The organism is Microbacterium sp. NPDC080005, assembly GCF_040702445.1.
Lineage (GTDB): Bacteria > Actinomycetota > Actinomycetes > Actinomycetales > Microbacteriaceae > Microbacterium > Microbacterium oleivorans_D.
The window spans coordinates 1-20,681 of sequence record NZ_JBFBLD010000003.1 but is presented as its reverse complement, the minus strand read 5'-3'; the positions used below and the strand labels follow the sequence as shown (position 1 = coordinate 20,681).

At 70.6% G+C, this 20,681-nt stretch carries 23 protein-coding genes and 1 tRNA gene; 8 read left to right on the top strand and 16 right to left on the bottom strand.

Annotated features, from left to right (window positions below):
• Window positions 1-2: 2 nt before the first annotated feature.
• Together AB0259_RS13400 and AB0259_RS13395 are read right to left on the bottom strand one after the other, a co-directional pair.
• The gene (locus AB0259_RS13400) at window positions 3-1,334 is read right to left on the bottom strand and encodes a peptidoglycan DD-metalloendopeptidase family protein (protein ID WP_366223001.1); all 1,332 of its coding nucleotides are present in this window, start codon (window positions 1,332-1,334) and stop codon (window positions 3-5) included.
• A gap of 196 nt (window positions 1,335-1,530) precedes the next feature.
• Complete coding sequence (locus AB0259_RS13395) at window positions 1,531-2,319, bottom strand: inositol monophosphatase family protein (RefSeq protein ID WP_366223000.1); 789 nt, start codon at window positions 2,317-2,319, stop codon at window positions 1,531-1,533.
• Between the two features lie 31 nt (window positions 2,320-2,350).
• On the opposite strand from AB0259_RS13395, the gene AB0259_RS13390 reads away from it, so the two are divergent.
• The gene (locus tag AB0259_RS13390; protein WP_366222999.1) at window positions 2,351-3,916 is read left to right on the top strand and encodes an NAD(P)/FAD-dependent oxidoreductase; all 1,566 of its coding nucleotides are present in this window, start codon (window positions 2,351-2,353) and stop codon (window positions 3,914-3,916) included.
• A gap of 3 nt (window positions 3,917-3,919) precedes the next feature.
• On the opposite strand, the gene AB0259_RS13385 is transcribed toward AB0259_RS13390, so the two are convergent.
• From AB0259_RS13385 to AB0259_RS13360, 6 genes are all read right to left on the bottom strand, one after another.
• Window positions 3,920-4,909 (bottom strand): hypothetical protein, encoded by a 990-nt coding sequence (locus AB0259_RS13385; protein ID WP_366222998.1) that lies wholly within the window; start codon window positions 4,907-4,909, stop codon window positions 3,920-3,922.
• 177 nt (window positions 4,910-5,086) lie between these two features.
• Window positions 5,087-5,896 carry an alpha/beta hydrolase gene (locus AB0259_RS13380; RefSeq protein WP_366222997.1) on the bottom strand — a complete coding sequence of 270 codons (810 nt, stop codon included), beginning with the start codon at window positions 5,894-5,896 and terminating at the stop codon, window positions 5,087-5,089.
• An 83-nt stretch (window positions 5,897-5,979) separates the two neighbouring features.
• Window positions 5,980-6,064: transfer RNA gene (locus AB0259_RS13375), tRNA-Tyr, on the bottom strand.
• Between the two features lie 87 nt (window positions 6,065-6,151).
• Entirely contained in the window at window positions 6,152-6,640 is a 489-nt protein-coding gene (locus AB0259_RS13370) for an FBP domain-containing protein (RefSeq protein ID WP_251578662.1), read from the bottom strand.
• 52 nt (window positions 6,641-6,692) lie between these two features.
• On the bottom strand, window positions 6,693-7,007 hold the full coding sequence (locus AB0259_RS13365; RefSeq protein ID WP_366222996.1) for a hypothetical protein: 315 nt from the start codon (window positions 7,005-7,007) through the stop codon (window positions 6,693-6,695).
• A 51-nt stretch (window positions 7,008-7,058) separates the two neighbouring features.
• Window positions 7,059-7,904: a LysM domain-containing protein gene (locus AB0259_RS13360; RefSeq protein ID WP_366222995.1), complete on the bottom strand. Its 846-nt coding sequence runs from the start codon at window positions 7,902-7,904 to the stop codon at window positions 7,059-7,061.
• A gap of 64 nt (window positions 7,905-7,968) precedes the next feature.
• Here AB0259_RS13360 and AB0259_RS13355 point away from each other — a divergent pair, with 64 nt between their 5' ends.
• The 3 genes from AB0259_RS13355 to AB0259_RS13345 all read left to right on the top strand — a co-directional run bounded on the left by AB0259_RS13355 (window position 7,969) and on the right by AB0259_RS13345 (window position 9,248).
• The gene (locus tag AB0259_RS13355; protein WP_217530714.1) at window positions 7,969-8,460 is read left to right on the top strand and encodes a YajQ family cyclic di-GMP-binding protein; all 492 of its coding nucleotides are present in this window, start codon (window positions 7,969-7,971) and stop codon (window positions 8,458-8,460) included.
• Window positions 8,461-8,556: 96 nt separating this feature from the next.
• Window positions 8,557-8,808 carry a hypothetical protein gene (locus AB0259_RS13350; protein WP_366222994.1) on the top strand — a complete coding sequence of 84 codons (252 nt, stop codon included), beginning with the start codon at window positions 8,557-8,559 and terminating at the stop codon, window positions 8,806-8,808.
• Window positions 8,805-9,248 carry a BLUF domain-containing protein gene (locus tag AB0259_RS13345; protein WP_251578654.1) on the top strand — a complete coding sequence of 148 codons (444 nt, stop codon included), beginning with the start codon at window positions 8,805-8,807 and terminating at the stop codon, window positions 9,246-9,248. Before AB0259_RS13350 ends, AB0259_RS13345 begins: the two co-directional genes overlap by 4 nt.
• A 55-nt stretch (window positions 9,249-9,303) precedes the next feature.
• Here the strand turns inward: AB0259_RS13345 and AB0259_RS13340 are convergent, their stop codons facing one another.
• Window positions 9,304-10,431 (bottom strand): Gfo/Idh/MocA family oxidoreductase, encoded by a 1,128-nt coding sequence (locus tag AB0259_RS13340; protein ID WP_366222993.1) that lies wholly within the window; start codon window positions 10,429-10,431, stop codon window positions 9,304-9,306.
• Window positions 10,428-11,252 (bottom strand): sugar phosphate isomerase/epimerase, encoded by an 825-nt coding sequence (locus AB0259_RS13335; protein ID WP_366222992.1) that lies wholly within the window; start codon window positions 11,250-11,252, stop codon window positions 10,428-10,430. Before AB0259_RS13335 ends, AB0259_RS13340 begins: the two co-directional genes overlap by 4 nt.
• Window positions 11,253-11,361: 109 nt before the next feature.
• Between AB0259_RS13335 and AB0259_RS13330 the strand changes: the two genes are divergently transcribed.
• Together AB0259_RS13330 and AB0259_RS13325 are read left to right on the top strand one after the other, a co-directional pair.
• Window positions 11,362-11,961, top strand: coding sequence for a TetR/AcrR family transcriptional regulator (locus AB0259_RS13330; protein WP_366222991.1), 600 nt, complete (start codon window positions 11,362-11,364; stop codon window positions 11,959-11,961).
• Complete coding sequence (locus AB0259_RS13325; protein ID WP_251578646.1) at window positions 11,958-13,157, top strand: multidrug effflux MFS transporter; 1,200 nt, start codon at window positions 11,958-11,960, stop codon at window positions 13,155-13,157. Before AB0259_RS13330 ends, AB0259_RS13325 begins: the two co-directional genes overlap by 4 nt.
• A gap of 9 nt (window positions 13,158-13,166) precedes the next feature.
• Here AB0259_RS13325 and AB0259_RS13320 read toward each other — a convergent pair whose 3' ends face one another.
• The 3 genes from AB0259_RS13320 to AB0259_RS13310 all read right to left on the bottom strand — a co-directional run bounded on the left by AB0259_RS13320 (window position 13,167) and on the right by AB0259_RS13310 (window position 16,433).
• Window positions 13,167-14,540, bottom strand: a complete 1,374-nt coding sequence (locus tag AB0259_RS13320) for an FAD-dependent oxidoreductase (RefSeq protein ID WP_366222990.1) — start codon at window positions 14,538-14,540, stop codon at window positions 13,167-13,169.
• Window positions 14,541-14,601: 61 nt separating this feature from the next.
• Entirely contained in the window at window positions 14,602-15,663 is a 1,062-nt protein-coding gene (locus tag AB0259_RS13315; protein WP_251578642.1) for a polyprenyl synthetase family protein, read from the bottom strand.
• Between the two features lie 23 nt (window positions 15,664-15,686).
• Window positions 15,687-16,433 (bottom strand): demethylmenaquinone methyltransferase, encoded by a 747-nt coding sequence (locus AB0259_RS13310; RefSeq protein ID WP_251578640.1) that lies wholly within the window; start codon window positions 16,431-16,433, stop codon window positions 15,687-15,689.
• 79 nt (window positions 16,434-16,512) lie between these two features.
• On the opposite strand from AB0259_RS13310, the gene AB0259_RS13305 reads away from it, so the two are divergent.
• Window positions 16,513-17,757, top strand: a complete 1,245-nt coding sequence (locus tag AB0259_RS13305) for an isochorismate synthase (RefSeq protein ID WP_366222989.1) — start codon at window positions 16,513-16,515, stop codon at window positions 17,755-17,757.
• A gap of 12 nt (window positions 17,758-17,769) precedes the next feature.
• On the opposite strand, the gene AB0259_RS13300 is transcribed toward AB0259_RS13305, so the two are convergent.
• The 3 genes from AB0259_RS13300 to AB0259_RS13290 are packed head-to-tail and all read right to left on the bottom strand — an operon-like array spanning window position 17,770 to window position 19,875.
• On the bottom strand, window positions 17,770-18,414 hold the full coding sequence (locus tag AB0259_RS13300; protein WP_366222988.1) for a hypothetical protein: 645 nt from the start codon (window positions 18,412-18,414) through the stop codon (window positions 17,770-17,772).
• Between the two features lie 4 nt (window positions 18,415-18,418).
• Window positions 18,419-19,108, bottom strand: a complete 690-nt coding sequence (locus tag AB0259_RS13295) for an alpha/beta hydrolase (protein ID WP_366222987.1) — start codon at window positions 19,106-19,108, stop codon at window positions 18,419-18,421.
• Window positions 19,105-19,875 (bottom strand): alpha/beta hydrolase, encoded by a 771-nt coding sequence (locus tag AB0259_RS13290; RefSeq protein WP_366222986.1) that lies wholly within the window; start codon window positions 19,873-19,875, stop codon window positions 19,105-19,107. The genes AB0259_RS13295 and AB0259_RS13290 overlap by 4 nt, the downstream gene beginning before the upstream one ends.
• A 219-nt stretch (window positions 19,876-20,094) precedes the next feature.
• Here AB0259_RS13290 and AB0259_RS13285 point away from each other — a divergent pair.
• On the top strand, window positions 20,095-20,681 hold a 587-nt coding region (locus tag AB0259_RS13285), incomplete at its 3' end, for a DUF222 domain-containing protein (protein ID WP_366222985.1).

Sequence of the window (20,681 nt, the reverse complement as noted above, 5' to 3'; positions counted from 1 at the left end):
GGTCAGCCCTGCGTGTGCTCCTTGAGCCAGGGCAGCGGGTCGATCCGGGTCGTGCCGCCCAGGAGCACCTCGAGGTGCAGGTGCGCACCCGTGGACTTGCCGGTGCTGCCCACACGACCGATGACATCGCCCGCGTCGACCGTCTCACCGGGGGACACGCGAAGCGACCCGTACTGCATGTGACCGTAGCGCGTGGAGACGAGCTGGCCGTCGATGATGTGGTCGATGACCACGGTCACGCCGTAGTCGCCACCGGCCTCGGTCGCGATGCGCACGGTACCCGCGGCGACGGCGTGGACCTCGGCGCCGGCGCCCGGGGTGAAGTCGGTGCCGTGGTGCGCGCGAGAGAACTTCGACAGGTACGACGTCGAGCCGAACTGCGCGGAGATCGGCACACCCACAGGGAAAGGCCACTGCACGTCGGCCGTCTCGTCGTTGACCCAGGTGCCGGCGAATTGCGTGACCCCGGACTCGGCGGCCACGTCGGTCATCGACTCGATGTCGTACTCACCCGAGCGGGAGAGGATCGTCGCGCCGGCGTCGGAGTTGGCGACGTAGGCCTGGATCTCGGGAGCTTCGGCCTCGGTGGCCTCGGCGGCGAGCGAGATGTCGCCGCTCACGTCCTGACCGAACGCGCCGACGGCGGTCACGGGGGTGGTCGTGCCGATGGCGAGGAGCCCGACGACACCCACGACGCTGATCGAGAAGGATGCCGCAGCCGCACGCTTCAGCAGGACACGGCCGCGCCGCGGGCGACGGGGCTGCTCGGCCATGCGGACGCGCGTCGTGCGCTGCACGCGCTCCTCGGCGTCGACGGCGGCCCGAGCGACCTGGATCGGCGTCTCACCGGTAAAAGAGAACACCTTCGCGGCCAGCTCGAACTCGTCGATCGTCGGACCCGCGTCCTCCGCAGCGGTGTGCGTCGAGGATGCGGACGGCAGGACGATCGCCTCGTCGAGGAACTCGGGGCTGCCGGGAGCCTCGGGAACGGGCGAAACGACAGTCGTCGTACGCGAGGAGCGCGTACGACGACGGAGAGGGAGGGTGGCTGCCGAGGTATCGGAGATCGCCTCGGCGAGGGTCTCTGCGACGACCGACTCGGCGATGGAGGCCGGTGCGGCCTCTGCGCTCGGGATCGTCGACTCGGCGACGGGTGCGACCTCGTCGGCGGCGTTGCGGGAACGACGACGACGCAGGGCCGGAGCCTCGACCGCCTGGACCATCGCGATGACCTCGCCCATCGCGGCTGCCGCCTGCGTGACCGTGACCTCCGTGTCACTCGCCGCGGGAGCCGCCGCGGCGCGACGACGGAGTTCCGCGCGGGTCAACGGCATGGCGTCGGACGGAGCGGGGTGCCGGTCGCGACGCGTTGCGGGCGCGTCGGTCGGGGAGATCTCGAAAGTCAAACTGCGGGCTCTCGGGTAGAGCGGCGGGGGCCGCGGGCTTCAAGGTCAGAATCCTCCGCTCGGGCAGCGAAGGTAACGATCAGATAAACACGCTACACGACAGGGCTGAGAATGGCATGTCTGTTCACAGACCGATCGTGGCGACGAGCCTGTGGAAGAGTTCCGGCCCCGCGGCGATCGTCATGTCCCGGCCGGGGAACCCGTCCGGCGCGCCCGCCACCAGTCCGCCGGCCTCGGTCACCAGAAGCGCTCCGGCCGCGTGATCCCACGGGTGCAGTCCACGCTCGAAGTAGCCGTCCAGACGTCCGGCCGCGACGTAGGCGAGGTCGAGCGACGCCGCACCCGCTCGACGCAGATCCCGGACGAGCGGCATGACCGCCGCAACGCGCGCCAGGTCGCCCTCGTGGTGCTTCGGGTCGTATCCGAACCCGGTCGCCACGAGACCGCCGGCTTCGCCGACCTGCGACACCGAGAGCCGCTGCTCGCCCCGCCACGCACCACCGCCGCGGACGGCGTGGAACGTCTCGCCGACCGCCGGGTTGTGCACGACACCGGCGAGCGCCGTCCAGGTCGGCGGCGTGGGCTCGCCCGACACCGCAGCGATGCTGACGGCGTAGTGCGGCATCCCGTACGCGTAGTTGACGGTGCCGTCGATCGGATCGACCACCCACGTGATGTCCGAGGTCCCGCGCTCGGCGCCGGACTCCTCGCCGAGGAAGCCGTCCTCGGGACGCTCGGCGGCCAACCGCGAACGGATGAGCGCCTCGACCTCCCGATCGGCCTCCGTGACGATGTCGGCGATCACGGACTTCGTCCCCGCGATCGCGACCCCCTCCTCGCGACGGCGCCGGGCGAGGTCGCCGGCTTCGCGGGCGATGTCGAGGGCGAGGTCGGCGAGCGCAGCGGCATCCATCCCTCCACGCTACGCCGCTAGGTTGAGCACCATGAGCGCCATCCGCGACGTCGTCATCATCGGCGGAGGGCACAACGCCCTCGTCGCCGCCGCCTATCTCGCCCGCGCCGGACGCACCGTCACGGTGCTGGAACGGCAGGACCACGTCGGCGGCGCGGCCGTGTCCGAGAGGCCGTGGGCGGGTGTCGACGCCCGACTGTCGCGCTACTCGTACCTCGTGAGCCTCCTCCCCCGCACCGTCATCGACGATCTGGGCCTGCGCATCCGCCTCGAGCGTCGTCGCTACTCGTCGTACACGCCGCTGCCCGACGACCCGGGCCGCGGCATCCTCATCGACAACGCGGATGCCGGGGCCACGGCGGCGAGCTTCGCCCGGGTCACCGGCGACACCGACGAGGCGGATCGGTTCGCACGGTTCTACGAACGGATCGCCCCGCTCGGCGCGACGCTGTTCCCCACCGTGACCGCACCGCTGCCACGGGAGCACGACGCCCGCGCCGCCGTGGGCGACGACGCGCTGTGGGAGGCGGTCACCGCGCGTCCGCTCGGGGAGCTTCTGCGCGACGACCTGCGGACCGACGTCGCCCGCGGCATCGCCTTCACGGACGGACTCATCGGCACGTTCGCGCGTTCGGACGATGCCACGCTGCGCCAGAACCGGTGCTTCCTGTACCACGTCATCGGCGGCGGCACCGGGGACTGGGACGTCCCGGTCGGCGGCATGGGCGCGGTCAGCGGCGAGCTGGAGCGCGTCGCCCGCGCAGCCGGCGCCGAGCTCCGCACGGGTGCCGAGGTGGTCGCGGTTTCGCCGGACGGCGCGGTCGACCTCGCCGACGGTGAGCGCGTCGGCGCCCGCGTGGTGCTCAGCGGCGTCGGCGCGGGGGTCCTCGATCGCCTGCTCCGGGCGGGCGGCGCCGCAGGCACCGGCGCACCGATTCCCGAAGGCGCACAGATCAAGGTCAACATGCTGCTGTCGCGCCTTCCGCGCCTCCGCGACAGCTCAGTGGACCCTCGCGCCGCGTTCGCGGGGACGTTCCACATCAACGAGACGCTGACGCAACTGGACGCCGCCTACGACCGGGCCGCGGGCGGCGGCATCCCGGATCCGTTGCCCGCCGAGATCTACTGCCACTCCCTGACGGACCCGTCCATCCTCGGGCCGGAGCTGCGAGCCTCCGGCGCGCAGACGCTGACGCTGTTCGGGCTGCAGGTGCCGCACCGTCTCGTCGCGGACGGGTCCGCCGACCGGGAGGCCCTGTGGCGCGCCGCGCAGCGCTCCCTCGACTCGGTGCTCGCGGAGCCGATCGCCGACGTGCTGTACCGCGCGCCGGACGGGTCACCGTGCGTCGAGGCGCGCACGACGGCTGACCTGGAACGCGACCTCGGGATGCTGGGTGGCGACATCTTCCACGGCGACCTGTCCTGGCCCTGGGCCGCGGACGACGAACCGCTCAAGACCCCCGCGGATCGGTGGGGAGTCTCGAGCGGTGTCGACGGTGTGCTGCTGTGCGGGTCGAGCGCGCGGCGCGGCGGCGCGGTCAGCGGGATCGGCGGCCACAACGCCGCGATGGCGGCGTTGGAGATGCTGGCCGGCTGACCATCAACGCTGCGGCGGGGCGGGCGGGGAGTCCGGAAGCGGGGGCACCGGCGGGATCGCCGGCTCTGACGCGGCCGGCGCGGACTCCGGCGCCGGTGGAGCCGCAGGCGGAGCGGGCGACGCCGCCTCGGGTGCCGGAGCCGCATCGGGCGTCGCGGCACCGTACGGCTGCTGCGGGTACGTCGGCCAGCCGGTGTAGTAGGCGTTCCAGTCCGGGCTTCCGTCGGGCATGACGGGCAGCGGCGTCCGCCCGTCCGCGTAGGTCGGCCAGGCCTGCGCGGGCGCGGTGGCCGGTGCCGCGTAGGCGGCGCCGTCGTTCTGCGACGCGGCGGGGTACGCCTGCGAGCCGTACGCCGCAGCGGCCTGCGGCCGCTCCTTCTTCGGGGCGAACAGAGCATTCACGAGCGGGACGAGGGCCGTGCCCACGGCGGCGAGGATCGCGACCGAGACGAGCACACGCCAGTAGATGTCGCGGAACTCGATGAACTCCTCGAGCATCAGCGGGATGATCAGCATGATCGCGAGGATCACGACGAGTCCCATGGTGACGTAGGTCACGATGCTCGTGAAGGTGGTCTGGTAGCGGGCGAACGCCTTCGCATACAGGCGGATGTGAAGAAGCGCCCCATGCAGGATCAGCAGGATGAGCAGGAACTTGAAGAAGCGTTCGGCCCCGACGCCGTAGTCTCCTGCGGCCTCCGGCATCCAGATCATGAAGGCGCCGATGATGAGCGCGGCGACCCACGAGACGATGCTCGCGAGGGCGAACCACGCGGGTCGACGGCTCGCCAGGGATGCCTCGAGGATCGAGATCCCGGCGAACCCGGCGAGCAGCAGGATCGTGAGGAACGCCCGACCGACGATGCCGTTCGAGTCGCCGATCAGGACCCAGACGACACAGACGACCGCCGCAGCGATCAACGCGCCGATCGCGACCCAGATCGCGGCTCGGAAGATCTTGCTCGAACGGGGGGCGGTGATCGGTTCGCTCATCCTCGACATCCCTTCGGCGGAGTCCTCCCCCGCACTCGCCCCATCCTGTCAGACGTGCCGAGGAGCACGCCGGATGTCCACAGGGGATTGCGGTCGCGGGACCGAGGGGGGTGCGTCAGCCGGAGAGCACGATGACGCGGCGCTTCCCCAGAGGCTACCGACGGGGCATCCGGGCTGTCAGCTGTTCACCGACGAGAGGAAGTCGACGAGCGTCTGGGAGATGAGCTCGCGGGCGCGTTCGTTCGAGATCGTCGGGACGCCGTCGCCGTCCTGCGGCCCGTAGGCGCCGAACTGCGCGTGCGAGGCGCCGTCGATGCGGACGAACTCCGCGTCCCGGGGAAGGAGGTGCGCGGCTGCCTCGATCTTGTCCGCAGTGGCGAGCGCGTCCTCGGACCCCGAGACGGTGAGCACCGCGAGGTCGGAGCGGCCGCTCACGTCCTCGCTGCAGTACGACGCGAGGAGGATGAGGGCCGTGACCTCGGGGTCCTGCGCGTAACCGCACGCGCGGACACCGCCCATGCTGTGACCGCCGACCGTCCACCGCTCGACTCCCGGCACCTCGGCCGTGAAGTCGTCGAAGGCCCGGGTCTCGAGGATCGCGAGGTTCAGGGGCGGCCGCACGATGACGACGGACGAGCCGGCCGCGACCACGTCGGTGAATGTCGCCGCGTAGGCGTCGGGATCGACGCGGGCGCCCGCGAAGAACACGAGTCCGGTGCCGTCGGACTCGCCGCTCGGCGTCATGACCACCAGGTCACCGTCGGTCGCGACGGAGATCCGTTCGTCCGCTCGGACCGCCTGCCATGTGGATGCGTCCGCTTGGTAGGCGCTGAGCGCCCAGACGACGAAAGCGACCACCGCGACGACCACGACGGCGCCGAGGCCGCCTCCGACGACCGCCCACACGCGCCGAGCGCGTCGGCGCGGCCGACGCGGGACCGGTGCGTCCGCCCCGTGCTGCGACGCGGCATCCTCGTGCGTGGCCATGGCACCCCCAGATACGGCCACCGTAGGCGACGGCGCGGTGGCGCGGAACGAGAAAGGGCTGCGGAGATCTCCGCAGCCCTTGATGGTGGCGAGTGAGGGATTCGAACCCCCGAATGCAATGCAGTCTGATTTACAGTCAGATCCCTTTGGCCGCTTGGGTAACTCGCCAAGTGCGCACCCGCCCGGCTTGTGCAGTCGACCGGAGGCGCGATGACCTACTCTACCCTCCCCGAGGGCAGGACGAAAACCGCGGCGTCAGGCTGCGGAGGCGACGCGCTCGACGAAGGATTCGAGGCGGTGCCGCGTGCCGTCGATCCGCCGATCCACGCTCGCCCGGATCTCGCTCGGGGCCAGCGGGCCGGCGATGCGGACGTTGTCATGGCAGGTCAGATCCGCGCACACGTAGGTGCCGACGCTGTCGCCGCGGTCACCGGCATCCCCCGTCCGTCGGGCGGTGAACATCGTGACCTGGTTGCCCGGCTGCATCGTGTGGCAGATGTTGCACATGGCGGAGCGGCCCTGCGCGGCACCGTTCGCGGCGCGCAGCACGATGCCCGTCGGCTGCCCGTCGAGCTCGGCGACGACGTAACCCCGGCTGCGCGTCGTGGGGTCACGCCAGGCGAGGAAGTCCAGGTGGTCCCACTCGAGAAGGGGGAAGTCGTGGGGCGGTTCGAGGCGTTCCCGCTCGTCCTTCGTCGCATTCACCAGCACGTCCCGCAACTGGTCCTCTGTCAGCGGCCGCATCAGCCCATTGTACGAACGCACGGATGCCGCGGCTCCGCCGCCGTCGCGGCGGTCAGGCGCCGAGCGCCAGGATCAGCGACGACACGCCCACCAGCCCGACGCCGGCCACCGTGCCGATGGCAGGCCAGAGGAAGCCGCGGCGGCGGATCCCGGCGAACACCAGGCCCACGATGCCTGCCAGCATTCCGGCCGAACCGCCCGCCACGAGCAGGACGAAGGTGAAGATCAACAGCCACCCGTACTGCTCGTCGACGGTCGCGACGATGAGCAGCACGAAGAGCGTCGGCAAGACCGACAGGACGACGATCACGAGGGCGGCGACGCCCCAGGCTCGCTGAGCAAGCAGGGGTGCGGCGGGCGTGGTCACCCCGCCAGCGTAGGTGCGGCTGCGGCGGGGGCGTGGGTGACGCGCGGGACGTCAGCCCCGCGACGCGATCGTGCGGCTCGTCGGTCGCAGCTGCACGCGATCGCCCGGCTGCAGGATGCGCTCCGGCCCGCCTGCGTCGTTGAACTGCTGCACGGTGATCGCGTCGACGCAGAAGCGGTCGCCGATGCCGCGGTAGGTGTCCCCCGGCTGCACCGTATAGAAGGTGGGCTTGCCGTCGACCTTCTCGACCGACCCCTCGGCGTACTCGCCCTTGCCCGTGTCGACGATCGTTCCCGACATGCTGACCGGGATCCGTCCTTCGGCGTTCGGCTCTGCGAGCGAGATTCGCGCGATGGCGTCGCAGTCCTGGTGCGTGCGGTATCCGCCCTTCGCCGCCTCATTCAGCGCCAGCGCGGTCGGCTGCCCTTCCGCGAGGATCGCGAGGTAGTCGCCTGCGTAGATCTCGCCGGCGCCACCGAAGTTGTTCGCCCTGTTGAAGTCGCCGCTGTTGAGACAGAAGCGCTCCACGATCGCCCAGTACGAGTCGCCCGACACCACGCGGTAGACCGTCGCGAGGCCGTCCGCGTTGGACCGCTCGACGACGCCCGTCGCACCCGGGGAGATGTCGCCCCGATCCTTGCCGGCCGGCACACCCAGGCACTTGCTCTCGCGCTCCGGCGTCGGCGTCGGTGTCGGTGTCGGCGTCGCCGTCGGCACAGCAACCGTCGGGGTCGGGGTAGGCGTCACCATCCGTTGCGGCGGAGCGGACGTCGGCGGCGCTTCGGCGACCACCTCGTCGGTCGGGATCATCCCGATGACGGCGGGCGCGGCGAGAGCGAGAAGCCCCACCACCGATCCCACGGCGATGCCGACCATGATCTTCCCCCGACGATCCATGACTCGACGCTATCCCGCCCGGGTCACGGGCGCGCAACGATCCTGCGGCGGTACCCTCGAACGCATGGCCAGCGACAGCTCATTCGACATCGTCAGCAAGATCGATCGCCAGGAAGCGGACAACGCTCTCAACCAGGCGCGCAAGGAGGTCGAACAGCGATACGACTTCAAGGGGACCGGCGCCTCCATCGAGTGGAGCGGCGAGTCGATCCTCATCAAGGCGAACAGCGACGAGCGGGCCAAGGCGGTGCTCGACGTCTTCCAGTCCAAGCTGATCAAGCGCGGCATCTCGCTCAAGAGCCTCGACTCCGGCGAGCCCCAGCCTTCGGGCAAGGAGTTCCGCATCGTGTCGACCCTCAAGGAGGGCATCTCCTCCGAGGACGCGAAGAAGATCAGCAAGATGATCCGCGACGAGGGGCCCAAGTCGGTCAAGGCGCAGATCCAGGGCGACGAGCTGCGGGTGCAGTCCAAGTCGCGTGACGACCTGCAGGAAGTGCAGCGGATGCTGAAGGCCGCCGACCTCGACGTCGATCTCCAGTTCGTCAACTACCGCTGACAGAGGCGGTTGCACGGGCGGATTGTCAAGCCCAGGCGACCGCCCGGCACCTCACTTAGCGTGGCAGGTCAGCACCACGAACCAGTGAGGAGCCTCGTGCCCCCGCAGCACCACCACACCCCCGGAACGGTCTGGGCGCGCGTCGAGGACGGCTTCCACGTCGGCAGCCGCAACGGAAACTTTTTGGGCTACATCGAGCAGCGCAAGGACGGCCGCTATGTGGCGTTCGACATGCGGTCGGCGGTCGTGGGGACCTTCGCCGATCTCGTCACCGCGATGCGCACCCTCTCCGTCCCCGCCGAGCCGCCCGCGGCGTCCGGGATCTTCACCATCCGGGAGAACCGATGACCGACTCCCCCACCGTCTTCTCCGTCGTCTACTCGAGCACGGCGACCGCGCCGCTCGATGACGCGGCTTTGCGCGAGCTCCTCGAGCAGAGCCGCTCGTCGAATGCCGAGCGCGACGTGACAGGCATGCTGCTGTATCGGGCCGGCCGATTCATCCAGGTCCTCGAGGGCCCCGAAGAGGCGGTTCGCGACACGATGGGCAAGATCGAGCGGGACCCCCGACACGATCACCTGCGTGTTCTGATCGACGAGTTCATCGAAGAGCGCAACTTCGCCGAATGGACCATGGGGTACGAGCCGATCGATGTCCCCGACGGCGCAGCGCCCGAGGGATTCCGCGACACCTTCGACGACCTCGAGGCCCACGGCGACCCGTCGGCCACCCTGCGTGCCGCGCGGGAGCTGAGCCTCTGGTTCCGCGTGCGGTCGACCCAGCACTGACGAACGAACAACGGCCCGGATCCCTCAGGATCCGGGCCGTCGTCGTGTCCGCTGATCAGAGCGTGCTGGCGAAGGGGTCGAAGTCGACCGGCACCGGCGGGACGGGCGCGACTGTGCTGTCGATCTCGAGGTACTGGCCGGTCTCGGCCGAGTCCTGCGCCGAGAGCAGCACGTCGAGCACGTGGAAGCCGAGCTCGCCGGTCGCGACGTGCGGCCGGTCCTCTGCCACGGCGCGCACCATGTCGAGCACGCCGAGGCCACGACCGACGACCGTGCCCTGCTGCTCGACCTCGATCCACTCCTGCTCGGTCTTCATGCCGTCACGGAAGATGCCGAGCGGCTTCACGTAGGCCGTGCGCCCCTCGAACCGGTTGGGGTCGGGCAGCACGATCGACCCTTCGGTGCCGTGGATCTCCACGACGCCGTGACGCTCGAGCGCCGAGTCGAAACTCAGCAGGTGCGTGCCGTGCTGGCCGCCCTCGAAGGTCGAGAGGACCTGCACCGACGAGGGCACCTCGACGGGGAAGGCCTCGCCGGCACGGGGACCGGTGTGGATGTGACGCTCCGTGCGGAAGCGCGACCCGCGCGCGGCGACACCGGCGATCGGGCCCAGGAGGCTGACGAGGGCCGAGAAGTAATAGGGCCCCATGTCGAGAAGCGGACCCGCACCCTTGGCAAAGAGGAAGGCGGGCTCGGGATGCCACAGGTCGGGCCCCTGTGTCTGGAATGCGGTCTGGACGAACAGCGGTGTGCCGATGACACCCTCGGCGATCGCGCGCTTGGCGGTCTGGAAGCCGGGGCCCAGGATCGTGTCGGGCGCCGAACCGACGCGGACACCCGCGGCCTCGGCATCCTTCAACAGCTGGCGGGCCCCCTCGCGGTCGAGGCCCAGCGGCTTCTCGGTCCACACGTGCTTTCCGGCCGCGACCGCCTGGGACGACACCGCGATGTGCGATTCGGGGATCGTGAGGTTGACGACGAGCTCGACCTCGGGGTTGGCGAGGACATCCTCGAGCGTGCCCCAGGACGGCACGCCGTGCTCCTCGGCCTTGGCCTTGGCGCGCTCGGGGATGAGGTCGCCGATCGCGACCACCTTCACATCGGGGAAGGAGGTGAGGTTCTCGAGATAGGTCTGGCTGATGACACCGGCACCGACGATGCCGACTCCGACGGGACCGGTCATGCGATGAAACCGCCGTCCTTCAGGAACGCGTAGGACGCCGCGATGTCCTCGAACACGTCACCGGGGGCCTTGTCGTACTCGATGACGGCGAACTTGATGCCCGTGCCGGCCCGGAGCGATTCCGCGAGCGGAACGTCGCCGGTCCCCGCACGGAGCTGCTCGAGAGAGTCCGAACCGAACGAGTCGGCACCGGGAGCCCACGGGTTGGATGTCGGGGCGATGCCGTCCTTGACGTGCACCGCGACGAGGCGATCGCCGAGGCTCTTCACGAGCGCGGGCACGTCCTGGCCGCCGGTGAGCGCCCAGAACAGGTCGAGCTCGATCTCGACGCGGTCGTCGGTGAGCTCGAGGAAGCGCTCGTAGGCGGTCTGTCCGCCGAAGTCCGCGACGAACTCCTGCGCGTGGTTGTGGTAGCCGACCGTCAGCCCGAACTCCGCGGCCTTCGCGGCGGCGCGGTTCATGCGCTCCGCGATGTCGGCGACGCCCTCCTCCGTGAGCCAGCGCTCGGGGGCGACGAACGGGTCGATGACCGTCGTCATCCCGATCTTCGCGGCGGCCTCGAAGACGACCTCGTTGCCCGGGGTCGGGATCGATCCGTCCGGGGTCCAGAGCTCGTCCGACAGCAGCGGGGCGTGGCCGGTCGGCGAAGCGAGACCGCTGGCGTCGAGCGCCGCGCGGATCTCGTCGGGACGCCGCACGAAGTCGAACGCCTCCACGTTGCGCAGGCCGATCGCGGCCAGCTTGTCGAGCGATCCGGACATGTCCTCGCTGAACTCTTTGGCGAGTGTGTAGAGCTGGACAGAGGCGAGTGGCAGAGCCATGGGCCTTCCTTCGTACGTCGTTGTCGGATGCCGCGGGGCGGCGTGGCCACGACGATAGCAGAAAAACCTCCAGTTGGAGGTTTTTCCTCGACGGCCCTACTCTGTCCCCATGGGTGAGGATGACGATGCCGTGATCGGCCGGCGCGGATCGCAGCCGAAGGGTGTCGCCCGACGCCAGGAGATCCTCGACCGCGCGATCCAGGTCTTCCGCGAACGCGGGGCGCACGGCACCTCCCTGCGCAGGATCGCCGAGTCGATCGGCGTCTCGCACGCCGCCCTGCTGCACTACTTCGACTCGCGCGAGCAGCTGCTGGTCGCTGTCTACAAGCACGCCGAGGAGACCAGGGTCGACTCCCCCGGCTTGCGTCCCGGCATCGACACCATGGTCGAAGCCGCCATCAAGAACGTCGAGGTTCCGGGTCTCGTGACCCTGTACTCCACCCTCCTCGCCGCCTCTCTCGAGGGCGACTCCGGCGTCGGCCGAGACTTCTTCACGGCGCGCTTCACCCGGCTGCGCGCGTCGATGACCGACAGTCTGAGGCGGCAGCAGGCGGAAGGGCTCGTCCGCGACGACGTCTCGGCGGAGCATCTCGCCTCTCTTCTCATCGCGGCCTCCGACGGTCTGCAGATCCAGTGGCTGCTCGATCCCACCGTCGGACTCGAATCGACGCTGCGCACCCTCGGCGCGCTCCTGCGACCGCCGGCATGACGGCGCCGCTCCTGACCCGACGGCTCGTCGTCGTCCTGGGCTTCCTGTCGGCGGTCGGCCCGTTCGCGATCGACATGTACCTCGCGTCGCTGCCGCAGATCGCCCGCGAGCTCGACGCCCGGCCGGCCACCGTGCAACTCACGCTGACGGCCTTCCTGCTCGGCCTCGGCGCCGGGCAGCTGCTGCTCGGTCCGCTCTCGGACATGTGGGGGCGGCGCCGTGTCCTGCTCCTGGCGACCAGCGCCTTCACCCTCACGAGCGTCGCCATGGTGGCCGCCCCCACGATCGAGGTGTTCATCGTCCTGCGGCTCGTCCAGGGATTGTCGGGAGCGGCCGGTGTCGTGATCGCGCGGGCCATCGCCGTCGACCTCAGCACCGGCCGGACCGCCGTCCGGGCTCTCAGCCTCATCGCGACCGTGGGCGGACTCGGTCCTCTCGTCGCCCCTCCCATCGGCGGCCTCGTCGCGTCGTTCTCGGGCTGGCGCGGGGTGCTCACCGCTCTTGCGGTCATCGCCGTCCTGATGCTCCTCCTGGCCTGGCTCGTCGTGCCGGAGTCCCTTCCCCGCGAGCTCCGGCACACCGGCGGACTCGGAGCGATGCGCTCCTCGTTCGCGCACTTCCTGAGGGATCGGATCTACCTCGGATACACCGGCGCCTACGTCTCCGGGTTCGCCGGACTCTTCGCCTACGTCGCGGCATCCCCGTTCGTCGGACAGGTCATCCTCGGGATGCCGCCCTTCCTCTACGGGCTCGGCTTCGCCGGCGGCGGCGTCGCCCTCCTGGTGGCGAACCTGATCAACGCGACGTACGCGCCGCGGATCGGCCCCGAGCGGATGCTGGTGATCGGTGCCTCGCTCGGCGTCGCCGCCGCGGCGGTCATGACGGCGTCGGCGGCGACCGGCATCCTGTCGATCCCGCTCTTCCTCGCCTGCGCCTTCACCACGATGGGCGCCGCCGGACTCACGTTCGGCAACGCGAACGCGCTCGGGCTCGCCCGCGCGACGTCGAGCAACCGCGGTGCAGGAGCGGCGCTGATGGGCGCCTGCCAGTTCGCGACCGGCGCCCTCGTGACACCCATCGTGGGACTGTGGGGAGAGGAGACCGCGGTGCCCATGGCGTGCGTCATGCTCGCCGGTGCCGTGATCAGTCTGACGCTCGGGCTCGCCTCGAACCGCGCCGCGCACCGCTCGGCGTGACGGCGGGCCTCACTCGCCGCGCGAGACCCGCACCATCTCGTCGCGGTCGACGACTTTGACCCGCTCACGCTCGTGCGGCGCGCCGAGAGCGACCTCGTGCGCGTCGAGCCGGTGCCAGCCGTCGAGGTCGGTCCACGCGACCTGGCGCTCGGCGAGCAGCGAGATGATCGCGTCGTCGGACGGGTCCTCGGGGTTCCACCACGAGGCCTGGTCGTTGATGAGGTGACGGATCGTCTCCATCGCATCGGACTTGGTGTGCCCGATGAGACCGACCGGGCCGCGCTTGATCCAGCCGGTCGCATACACGCCGGGGACACGCTCGTTCGAGCCCTTCTTCAGCACCTGGCCTTCGTGGTTCGGGATCACACCGTGGCGCTTGTCGAAGGGCACGTCCGGGAGCGGCGAGCCGAAATATCCGACGGCGCGGTAGACCTGGCCGACCGGGATCTCGCGGAGCTCGCCCGTGCCCTCGACCCCGCCGGAGCCGTCGGGACGCGTGCGCTCGGTGACGATCGCCGCGACACGGCCGTCGGCATCCTTCTTGACCTCGACCGGTCGCGCCCAGAAGTGCAGGTGCAGACGGCGGCTGGCCTCGCCGCCGGCGTTGTTGACGCTCGGCCGCTGTCGCCACGACTGCAGCACGCGGTCGATGACCATGACCTGCTTGTTCGAGGCGATGGCCGTCTTCGAGGCCTCGTCGTAGTCGAAGTCCTCGTCGTAGACGACCATGTCGACGTCGCGCAGCTCGCCGAGTTCGCGCAGCTCGAGGGGGGTGAACTTCACCTGCGCCGGGCCGCGGCGGCCGAAGACGTGCACGTCGGTGACCGGCGACGACTTCAGACCCTCGTAGACGTTCGCGGGGATCTCGGTGGGCAGCAGGTCGTCGGCGTGCTTGGCGAGCACGCGCGCGACGTCGAGGGCCACGTTGCCGTTGCCGAGGACCGCGACGGATGCCGCGTCCAGCGGCCACTCGCGCGGGAAGTCCGGGTGGCCGTCGTACCAGCTGACGAAGTCCGCCGCGCCGAAGGAGCCCTCGGCGTCGATGCCGGGGATGTCGAGGTCGGCGTCCTTGATCGCGCCGGTCGCGAAGATGACGGCGTTGTAGTGCTTCTTCAGGTCGGCGAGGGTGATGTCCACGCCGAACCGGACGTTGCCGAAGATGCGGATGTCACCACGGTCGAGGACGTCCCGCAGGGCGTTGATGATGCCCTTGATGCGCGGGTGGTCGGGTGCGACGCCGTAGCGCACGAGGCCGTAGGGCGCCGGAAGGTGGTCGAAGAGGTCGATCGACACGTCGAACTTGCGCTCCGCCTTCAGGAGGATGTCCGCCGCGTAGATGCCGGCGGGTCCTGCGCCGACGATGGCCAGCCGAAGCTTGGTCATGGGTGTCCTTTCCGAGAGCCCGCGCACGGGCGTGACGAAGAAGCGGCGGTTCCGCCGGTGATCAGCTGGAGCGGTCGACGACGACCTGCGCGAACCGCGTCAGCGCCTCGCGGACGAGTCCGTCCGGCAGGGGCGCGAGGGCGGCCACGGCACGGTCGGACCATTCGTGGGCGAGCCGGCGCGTCGCCTCGGTCGCCGGGTGGTCGCGCAGCTGCGCGAGCGGGGCGTCGAGGATGACGGGGTCGGCGCCGTCCGAGATACGGGCGACGCCCTCGTCGATCGTGACCTTGAGCGCGCGCGAGGCCGGGTCGGTCGCTCGGGCGAGGAGCAGGTAGGGCATCGTGGGGACGCCGGCGCGCAGATCGGTGCCGGGCACCTTGCCGGTCTCCTCCGCATCGGCCGACAGGTCGATGACGTCGTCGAGCAGCTGAAAGGCGACACCGACGCGCTCACCGAACTCGCGCACGGGGGCGGCGTACTCGTCGGAGGCGTCGGAGAACACGACGCCGGTCTCAGCGGCCGCGGCGATCAGCGAGCCGGTCTTGTCGCTCAGCACCTGCAGATAGAAGTCCACCGGGTCGTCGCCCGGCTGAGCGCCCACGGTCTCGTGCATCTGACCGAGAACGAGTCGCTCGAAGGTGTCGGCCTGCAACCGGATGGCACGCTCCCCCACCTGAGCCATGAGCTGGCTCGCACGGGAGAACAGCAGGTCACCGGTGAGGATGGCGACGCTGTTGCCCCACACCGCATGGGCACTGGGCACACCGCGGCGACGGTCGGCCTCGTCCATGACGTCGTCGTGGTAGAGCGAGCCGAGGTGGGTCATCTCGAGCGCGGTCGCGCCCGCGAGGACGTCGTCGGTGACCCCGGAGCCGAGCTGCGCCGTGAGGATGGCGAGCATCGGCCGCATCCGCTTGCCGCCCGCCTCGTAGAGGTAGCGCGAGGTGACGTCGGCGAGCGAATCGCCGACCTTGAGCTCACCGGCGAGGCGGGCTTCGACGAGATCGAGCCCCTCCTCGACCGTGGCGAGCATCTTCCGCATGCGCGGGCCCACGAAGATGCGCTCGGTGACGCCGAGACGGCTCGCGATCTGCGAGCCCGGAGTACCGGGACGGGGGGTCATGCCTCCAGCGTACCCGTCGCGCCTCAGGCCCGGCCCGGGGTTGCGGGCTTGCGCGCACGGTGCAGTGCGACGATGCCGAAGCTCAGGTCGCGCCAGGCGACCTGCTCCCACCCGGCGGCACGGATGCGGCCGGCGAGCGTGCGCTGGTCGGGCCAGTCGCGGATCGACTCGTTGAGGTAGTCGTACGCGTCGGCGTTCGAGCTGAACGCGCGCGCGACGACGGGCAGGACGCGGTCGTTGTAGAAGCGGTAGAGCCCGCGCATGAGCGCTGCCGGCGGGCGCGAGAACTCGCAGATGACGAGCGTGCCGCCGGGCTTGGTGACGCGCAGCATCTCGCGCAGGGCCTTGTCGGGGTCGTTGACGTTGCGCAGGCCGAAGGAGATCGTGACGGTGTCGAACTCCTCGTCCGCGAACGGCAGCGCCGTCGCGTCCGCCTCGACGAAGGACAGGTTCGGGATGCCGCCGTGTCGCCGCTTCCCTTCCGCGATCATCCCCGCCGAGAAGTCGCCGGCCACGACCTCCGCGCCGGAGCGGGCGAGCGAGACCGAGCTGGCCCCGGTGCCGGCTGCGAGGTCGAGGATCCGCTGACCGCGGCGCGGCGCGATCGTGCGCGTCGTCGCGATGCGCCACAGCTTGTCGTTGCCGAGACTGAGGATCGTGTTGGTGCGGTCGTAAGCCGCGGCGACCTCGTCGAACATGCCGCTGACGCGCTCGGGGTCCTTGCCGAGGTCCGCGCGGGTGGACGGGGTGCGGGAGGGCTGTTCGGTCACGTGTCGAGCCTAATCGGGGCGGGATGACGCCGGGCTGTGCACGAGACTGGTGCGCCCGCCGCCGGATTAGGCTGACACGGTGACCTCGTCTGCGCTCAGCGCCCCCCGACTGCGGGCCGTCACCCGCCGGATCGAGGCGGTCGAGGACCCCCTCGCCTACGCCTCGCCCGACGACCCGACCGTCTGGTCTCGGCGCGGCGACATGCTCGTCGGCTGGGGTCGCGCCGCGGAGCTGCCGGCGGGCGCATCCGCCGTGGCCTGGTGGCGTGCGGTGTCCGAGGTCGCCGAAGTCGACGACAAGGTGCGGATGCCGGGGTCCGGCCTCGTCGCGTTCGGAGCCCTGCCGTTCGACCCCGCCCACAGCTCGTCGAGCGCAACGCTGACGGTGCCGAAGATGATCATCGGCCGTCGGGGCGAGACGAGCTGGGTCACGCATGTCTTCACCGACGGTGAGCCCGAGCGTCCCGAGCCGCAGTCCATCCCCTTCGGGCCGCACTGGTCGGCGGTCGTGGGGCCGGGTGCCTGCACACCCGACGGCTACCAAGCGGAGGTGCGGGCCGGGCTCGAAGCGATCGCCTCGGGCGAGGTCGCCAAGGTGGTGCTGGCGCGCGACCTCGTCGGGTCCGTGCCCGCCGGATCGGATCTGCGACGACTCGTCCGCGCCCTCGCCTCGGCCTACCCGGACACCTGGACCTTCGCCGTCGACGGCGCGATCGGAGCGAGCCCCGAGACCCTCGTCACGGTCTCGGGCGGTACGGTCACGGCGCGTGTGCTGGCCGGGACCGCCGCGCGGGGCGCCGACGCCGACGCCGACACCGCGGCATCCGTCGCCCTGGCGACCAGCGCGAAGGATCTCGACGAGCACCGGTACGCGGTGCAGAGTGTGCTGACGGCGCTGCGCGCGCACACGACGGCGTTGGTCGCCGAGCCCGAGCCCTTCATGCTGAAACTGCCGAACGTGTGGCACCTCGCGACGGACGTCGAGGGCACCCTGTCAGGGCATGCGTCCGCACTCGGTCTGGTCGAGGTCCTGCACCCGACGGCGGCCGTGGCGGGCACCCCGACGCAGGCCGCGCTCGAGGTCATCCGGCGGGTCGAGCCGTTCGACCGCGGACGTTACGCGGGCCCCGTCGGCTGGATCGACGCGAACGGCGACGGCGAATGGGCGATCGCGCTGCGCTGCGCGCAGTTCGACGTGCACGGCGACGGCGACATCGCGCTCACCGCCCACGCCGGCGCGGGCATCGTCGCGGGGAGCGACCCGGAGACCGAGATGCTCGAGACCCGCGTGAAGTTCCGTCCCATCGTCGACGCGCTCGCCTGAGCACGGGACGGGTCATTCTCCCGCGAGGAACGCCTCGACCGCCGCGGCGAACTCGGGGTGGTCCTGCGGACGGTGACCGTGCCCCGGCAGGGTCAGGCGGCGCGCACCCTGCCATTCGAGCACGTCCGCGATCGCGTCGTACTCGGCGTTCCAGCCGCCCGTGACGACGAGGGTGGCGATGCCGCGCAGCATCGCGGCGTCCACGCCGAACCCCCACGGCGGACGCCGGGCGGCGAACCGTTCGGCCCCCGGTCGCTCGGACTCCCACCGCGAGCGGTCGGCCGCCCCACCGAACATCAGCGGGCGCACGATGGACCAGTAGCCGAAGAGATCGCCCGCCTCCGCGACGCTCTTCGCACGGGAGATCTCAGCGATGTGGGCCTCGATCGCGGGGTGACCGCGAGCGATGTCGTAGAGCGCGGGCTCGACGAGGACGAGTGCGCGAGGCGACAGCCGGGCCGCGGCGAGCGCGACGGGGACGGCAGCGGCGGAATGGGCGAACACGACAGCGCCCCGCGGCGCGGCATCCGTCAACGTGAGGGAGAGCTCATCCAGCGGGCGGGTGAGATCGAGAGGCAGGTGCTCCGCGTCGGACTGCGCCGAAGACGGCCACGCGGACATCCCGTCGCGGTCGGTGCTGTGAACGTACAGTCGCACGGGTTCAGGGTACGGTCGACGGGTCCTCGGACAGGCCGATCAGCTCCGCGATGACCCGCGGGTGGGCCAGCACACGGAAGTGACCGCCCGTTTCGAGACGCACGTTCTTCGCGGCGCCGGGGAGCTCGCTGCCCTCAGGGATGTGCGGATCGAAACGGCCGTAGACCGACACGATGCGCGCGTTGACCTCGTGCTCGCGCGACAGCGCGAGGATCGTCGCGCTGCGCGGCGAGAAGATCCGCAGCGATGGAAGGACCATGAGGCGGCCGTAACGCGATCCGCCGAACGGGGTGGCCACGGCGAGCATCGCGCGCACCCGGCCGGTGGGCGCGTCGATGACCATGGCGCGTTTGCCGACCAGTCCGCCCTTGCTGTGCGCGAGCAGCACACAGCCGCGGAGGTCGCGCCCCTCAACGTACTCGGCGACCCGGGCGGCGGCCTCGTCGACGGGTCGCCGGTTGCGTCGGAGCACCGGTAGGACGTGGACGGGATGCCCGCGGTCGTGCATCACGCGGATGAGCGGTGTCATGAACCGCCAGGTCTCGTACACGCCGGGGAGGATGACGATGGGGGTGCGGTCGCCGTTCGTGAGCTCTCGCGGATCGAGGCGGGTGAAGGTTGCGGCGACCTGCCAGCGCAGCGCGTAGAGGTAGTCGCGCGCCCACCACACGGCGTTGCGGACAACGGCGGTCATCGCGCGTTCCGCGATCCGCTGAAGGCGACGATCGCGTCGGCGACGTTCCGTGGAGCGGTGTGCTGCACGACGTGGGGGCTCCCCGGTATCTCGAGGAGCGCGGCATCCGGTGCAGCCTCCGCCAACCGGCGACACCACTCGGCACCCGCGACCGGATCACGGGAGCCGCGGACGACGAGCAGCGGTCGTGTGAGAAGGCGCGCCCGATCCTCCGTGCGGTACGCGAGCATGTGTCGCAGCTGCCGCAGATACCACCGGATGCCACACCGTAGATAGTCACTGAAGACCATCCCGTTCGCGCGCGGCGGTTCGCGGACGACGTCGATCGCAAGCGCCCGTGCCTGAGCGCCGGGGGTGCGATGACGATCGTCGACGACTGGGCCCATCACGACGACGTGGCTGACCAGATCAGGCCGCTGCACCGCGAGCTCGATGACCCACTGGCTGCCCATCGAATGCCCGACCGCCACGATCGGGGCGAGGTCGAAACGGTCGAGGAGAGCGGCGATCGCCGCGGCCATGGCGGGGACGTCGAGCTGTTCGACGGGCTTCGGAAGCCCGCCGAACCCGGGCAGATCGATCGAGAGGACGTCGTGATCGGGGGCCAGAGAGGTGTGCAGGCGGCGGAGATATCGGTGCGACATGCCGATGCCGTGGACGAGGAGATACGTGCGAGCCGCGTCTACGCGCGGTGACTGGATGACACGGAACTGCAGGTCTCCGATCGCGACCTCTCGGGTCGACGACGCGTCTCGGTGCTGGGTCACACGGTCCTTTCCTCAGCCTGAGATCTCACGGTAGCGGGGAGGCCGCGGGTCGACGCGGGGCTTGACCAGGAGCGGAACCCGTGTGCCCTGGCCACTCCGTGGGCGTACCCGTCGCGCTTCCCGCAGATGAGAGGACTCTCATCTTGAGGGTGGGCATAACGGGTGTTCTCGACCGGTTGTGCGAGGGTGGATGTCGGTGGTCGGTGGCAGAGTGCAGGTATGGCGGACGCGATGGAAACCCCCGGTGGCGAGGACTATCTCGCCGCGTTGGCGGGCATCGTCGCGGACGTCGGGGATGTGGCCGTCGAGTTGGCTCGGGTTCAGATCCGCGAGCTGCGCGCCTTGGCTGCGGCGGGGCGGTTGGCGGAGGCGCAGGTCGCGCAGCGCAACGCGCGCGTGCAGGTGCACGACATGGCCTTGCGGTCGATCGCGGCGGAGGTCGGTGGGGTGATGCGTGTCACCGACCGGACCGTGCAACGCCGCATCGGAGAAGCGCGGACGCTGATCGAGGGGTTCCCCGCGACGGTCGAGGCGTGGGAGCAGGGCCGGATCGTCCGCGGGCACGCGTTCCTGATCGTCGAGACCGGGACGTCGCTGCCTGCGGAGGTGTGGGCGGAGTTCGAGACAGCGGCGATCACCCGGTGCGAGCAGGACACCCCCAACCGGGTGCGCGGCGAGCTCGAGATCCTCGCACACCGGATGCACCCGCGCTCGTTCGCGGAACGACACGAGGAAGCCGCCGCCCGGCGCTGCGTGCGACTGGTTCCGGGACGGGACGGGATGAGCGACCTGATCGCGAACCTGCC

What these genes read in the sequence shown, in the direction of transcription:
- AB0259_RS13400 (WP_366223001.1), bottom strand. Translation starts at nt 1,334, where the DNA reads ATGCCGTTGACCCGCGCGGAACTCCGTCGTCGCGCCGCGGCGGCTCCC.
- AB0259_RS13395 (WP_366223000.1), bottom strand. Translation starts at nt 2,319, where the DNA reads ATGGATGCCGCTGCGCTCGCCGACCTCGCCCTCGACATCGCCCGCGAA.
- AB0259_RS13390 (WP_366222999.1), top strand. Translation starts at nt 2,351, where the DNA reads ATGAGCGCCATCCGCGACGTCGTCATCATCGGCGGAGGGCACAACGCC.
- AB0259_RS13385 (WP_366222998.1), bottom strand. Translation starts at nt 4,909, where the DNA reads ATGAGCGAACCGATCACCGCCCCCCGTTCGAGCAAGATCTTCCGAGCC.
- AB0259_RS13380 (WP_366222997.1), bottom strand. Translation starts at nt 5,896, where the DNA reads ATGGCCACGCACGAGGATGCCGCGTCGCAGCACGGGGCGGACGCACCG.
- AB0259_RS13370 (WP_251578662.1), bottom strand. Translation starts at nt 6,640, where the DNA reads ATGCGGCCGCTGACAGAGGACCAGTTGCGGGACGTGCTGGTGAATGCG.
- AB0259_RS13360 (WP_366222995.1), bottom strand. Translation starts at nt 7,904, where the DNA reads ATGGATCGTCGGGGGAAGATCATGGTCGGCATCGCCGTGGGATCGGTG.
- AB0259_RS13355 (WP_217530714.1), top strand. Translation starts at nt 7,969, where the DNA reads ATGGCCAGCGACAGCTCATTCGACATCGTCAGCAAGATCGATCGCCAG.
- AB0259_RS13345 (WP_251578654.1), top strand. Translation starts at nt 8,805, where the DNA reads ATGACCGACTCCCCCACCGTCTTCTCCGTCGTCTACTCGAGCACGGCG.
- AB0259_RS13340 (WP_366222993.1), bottom strand. Translation starts at nt 10,431, where the DNA reads ATGACCGGTCCCGTCGGAGTCGGCATCGTCGGTGCCGGTGTCATCAGC.
- AB0259_RS13335 (WP_366222992.1), bottom strand. Translation starts at nt 11,252, where the DNA reads ATGGCTCTGCCACTCGCCTCTGTCCAGCTCTACACACTCGCCAAAGAG.
- AB0259_RS13330 (WP_366222991.1), top strand. Translation starts at nt 11,362, where the DNA reads ATGGGTGAGGATGACGATGCCGTGATCGGCCGGCGCGGATCGCAGCCG.
- AB0259_RS13325 (WP_251578646.1), top strand. Translation starts at nt 11,958, where the DNA reads ATGACGGCGCCGCTCCTGACCCGACGGCTCGTCGTCGTCCTGGGCTTC.
- AB0259_RS13320 (WP_366222990.1), bottom strand. Translation starts at nt 14,540, where the DNA reads ATGACCAAGCTTCGGCTGGCCATCGTCGGCGCAGGACCCGCCGGCATC.
- AB0259_RS13315 (WP_251578642.1), bottom strand. Translation starts at nt 15,663, where the DNA reads ATGACCCCCCGTCCCGGTACTCCGGGCTCGCAGATCGCGAGCCGTCTC.
- AB0259_RS13295 (WP_366222987.1), bottom strand. Translation starts at nt 19,108, where the DNA reads ATGACCGCCGTTGTCCGCAACGCCGTGTGGTGGGCGCGCGACTACCTC.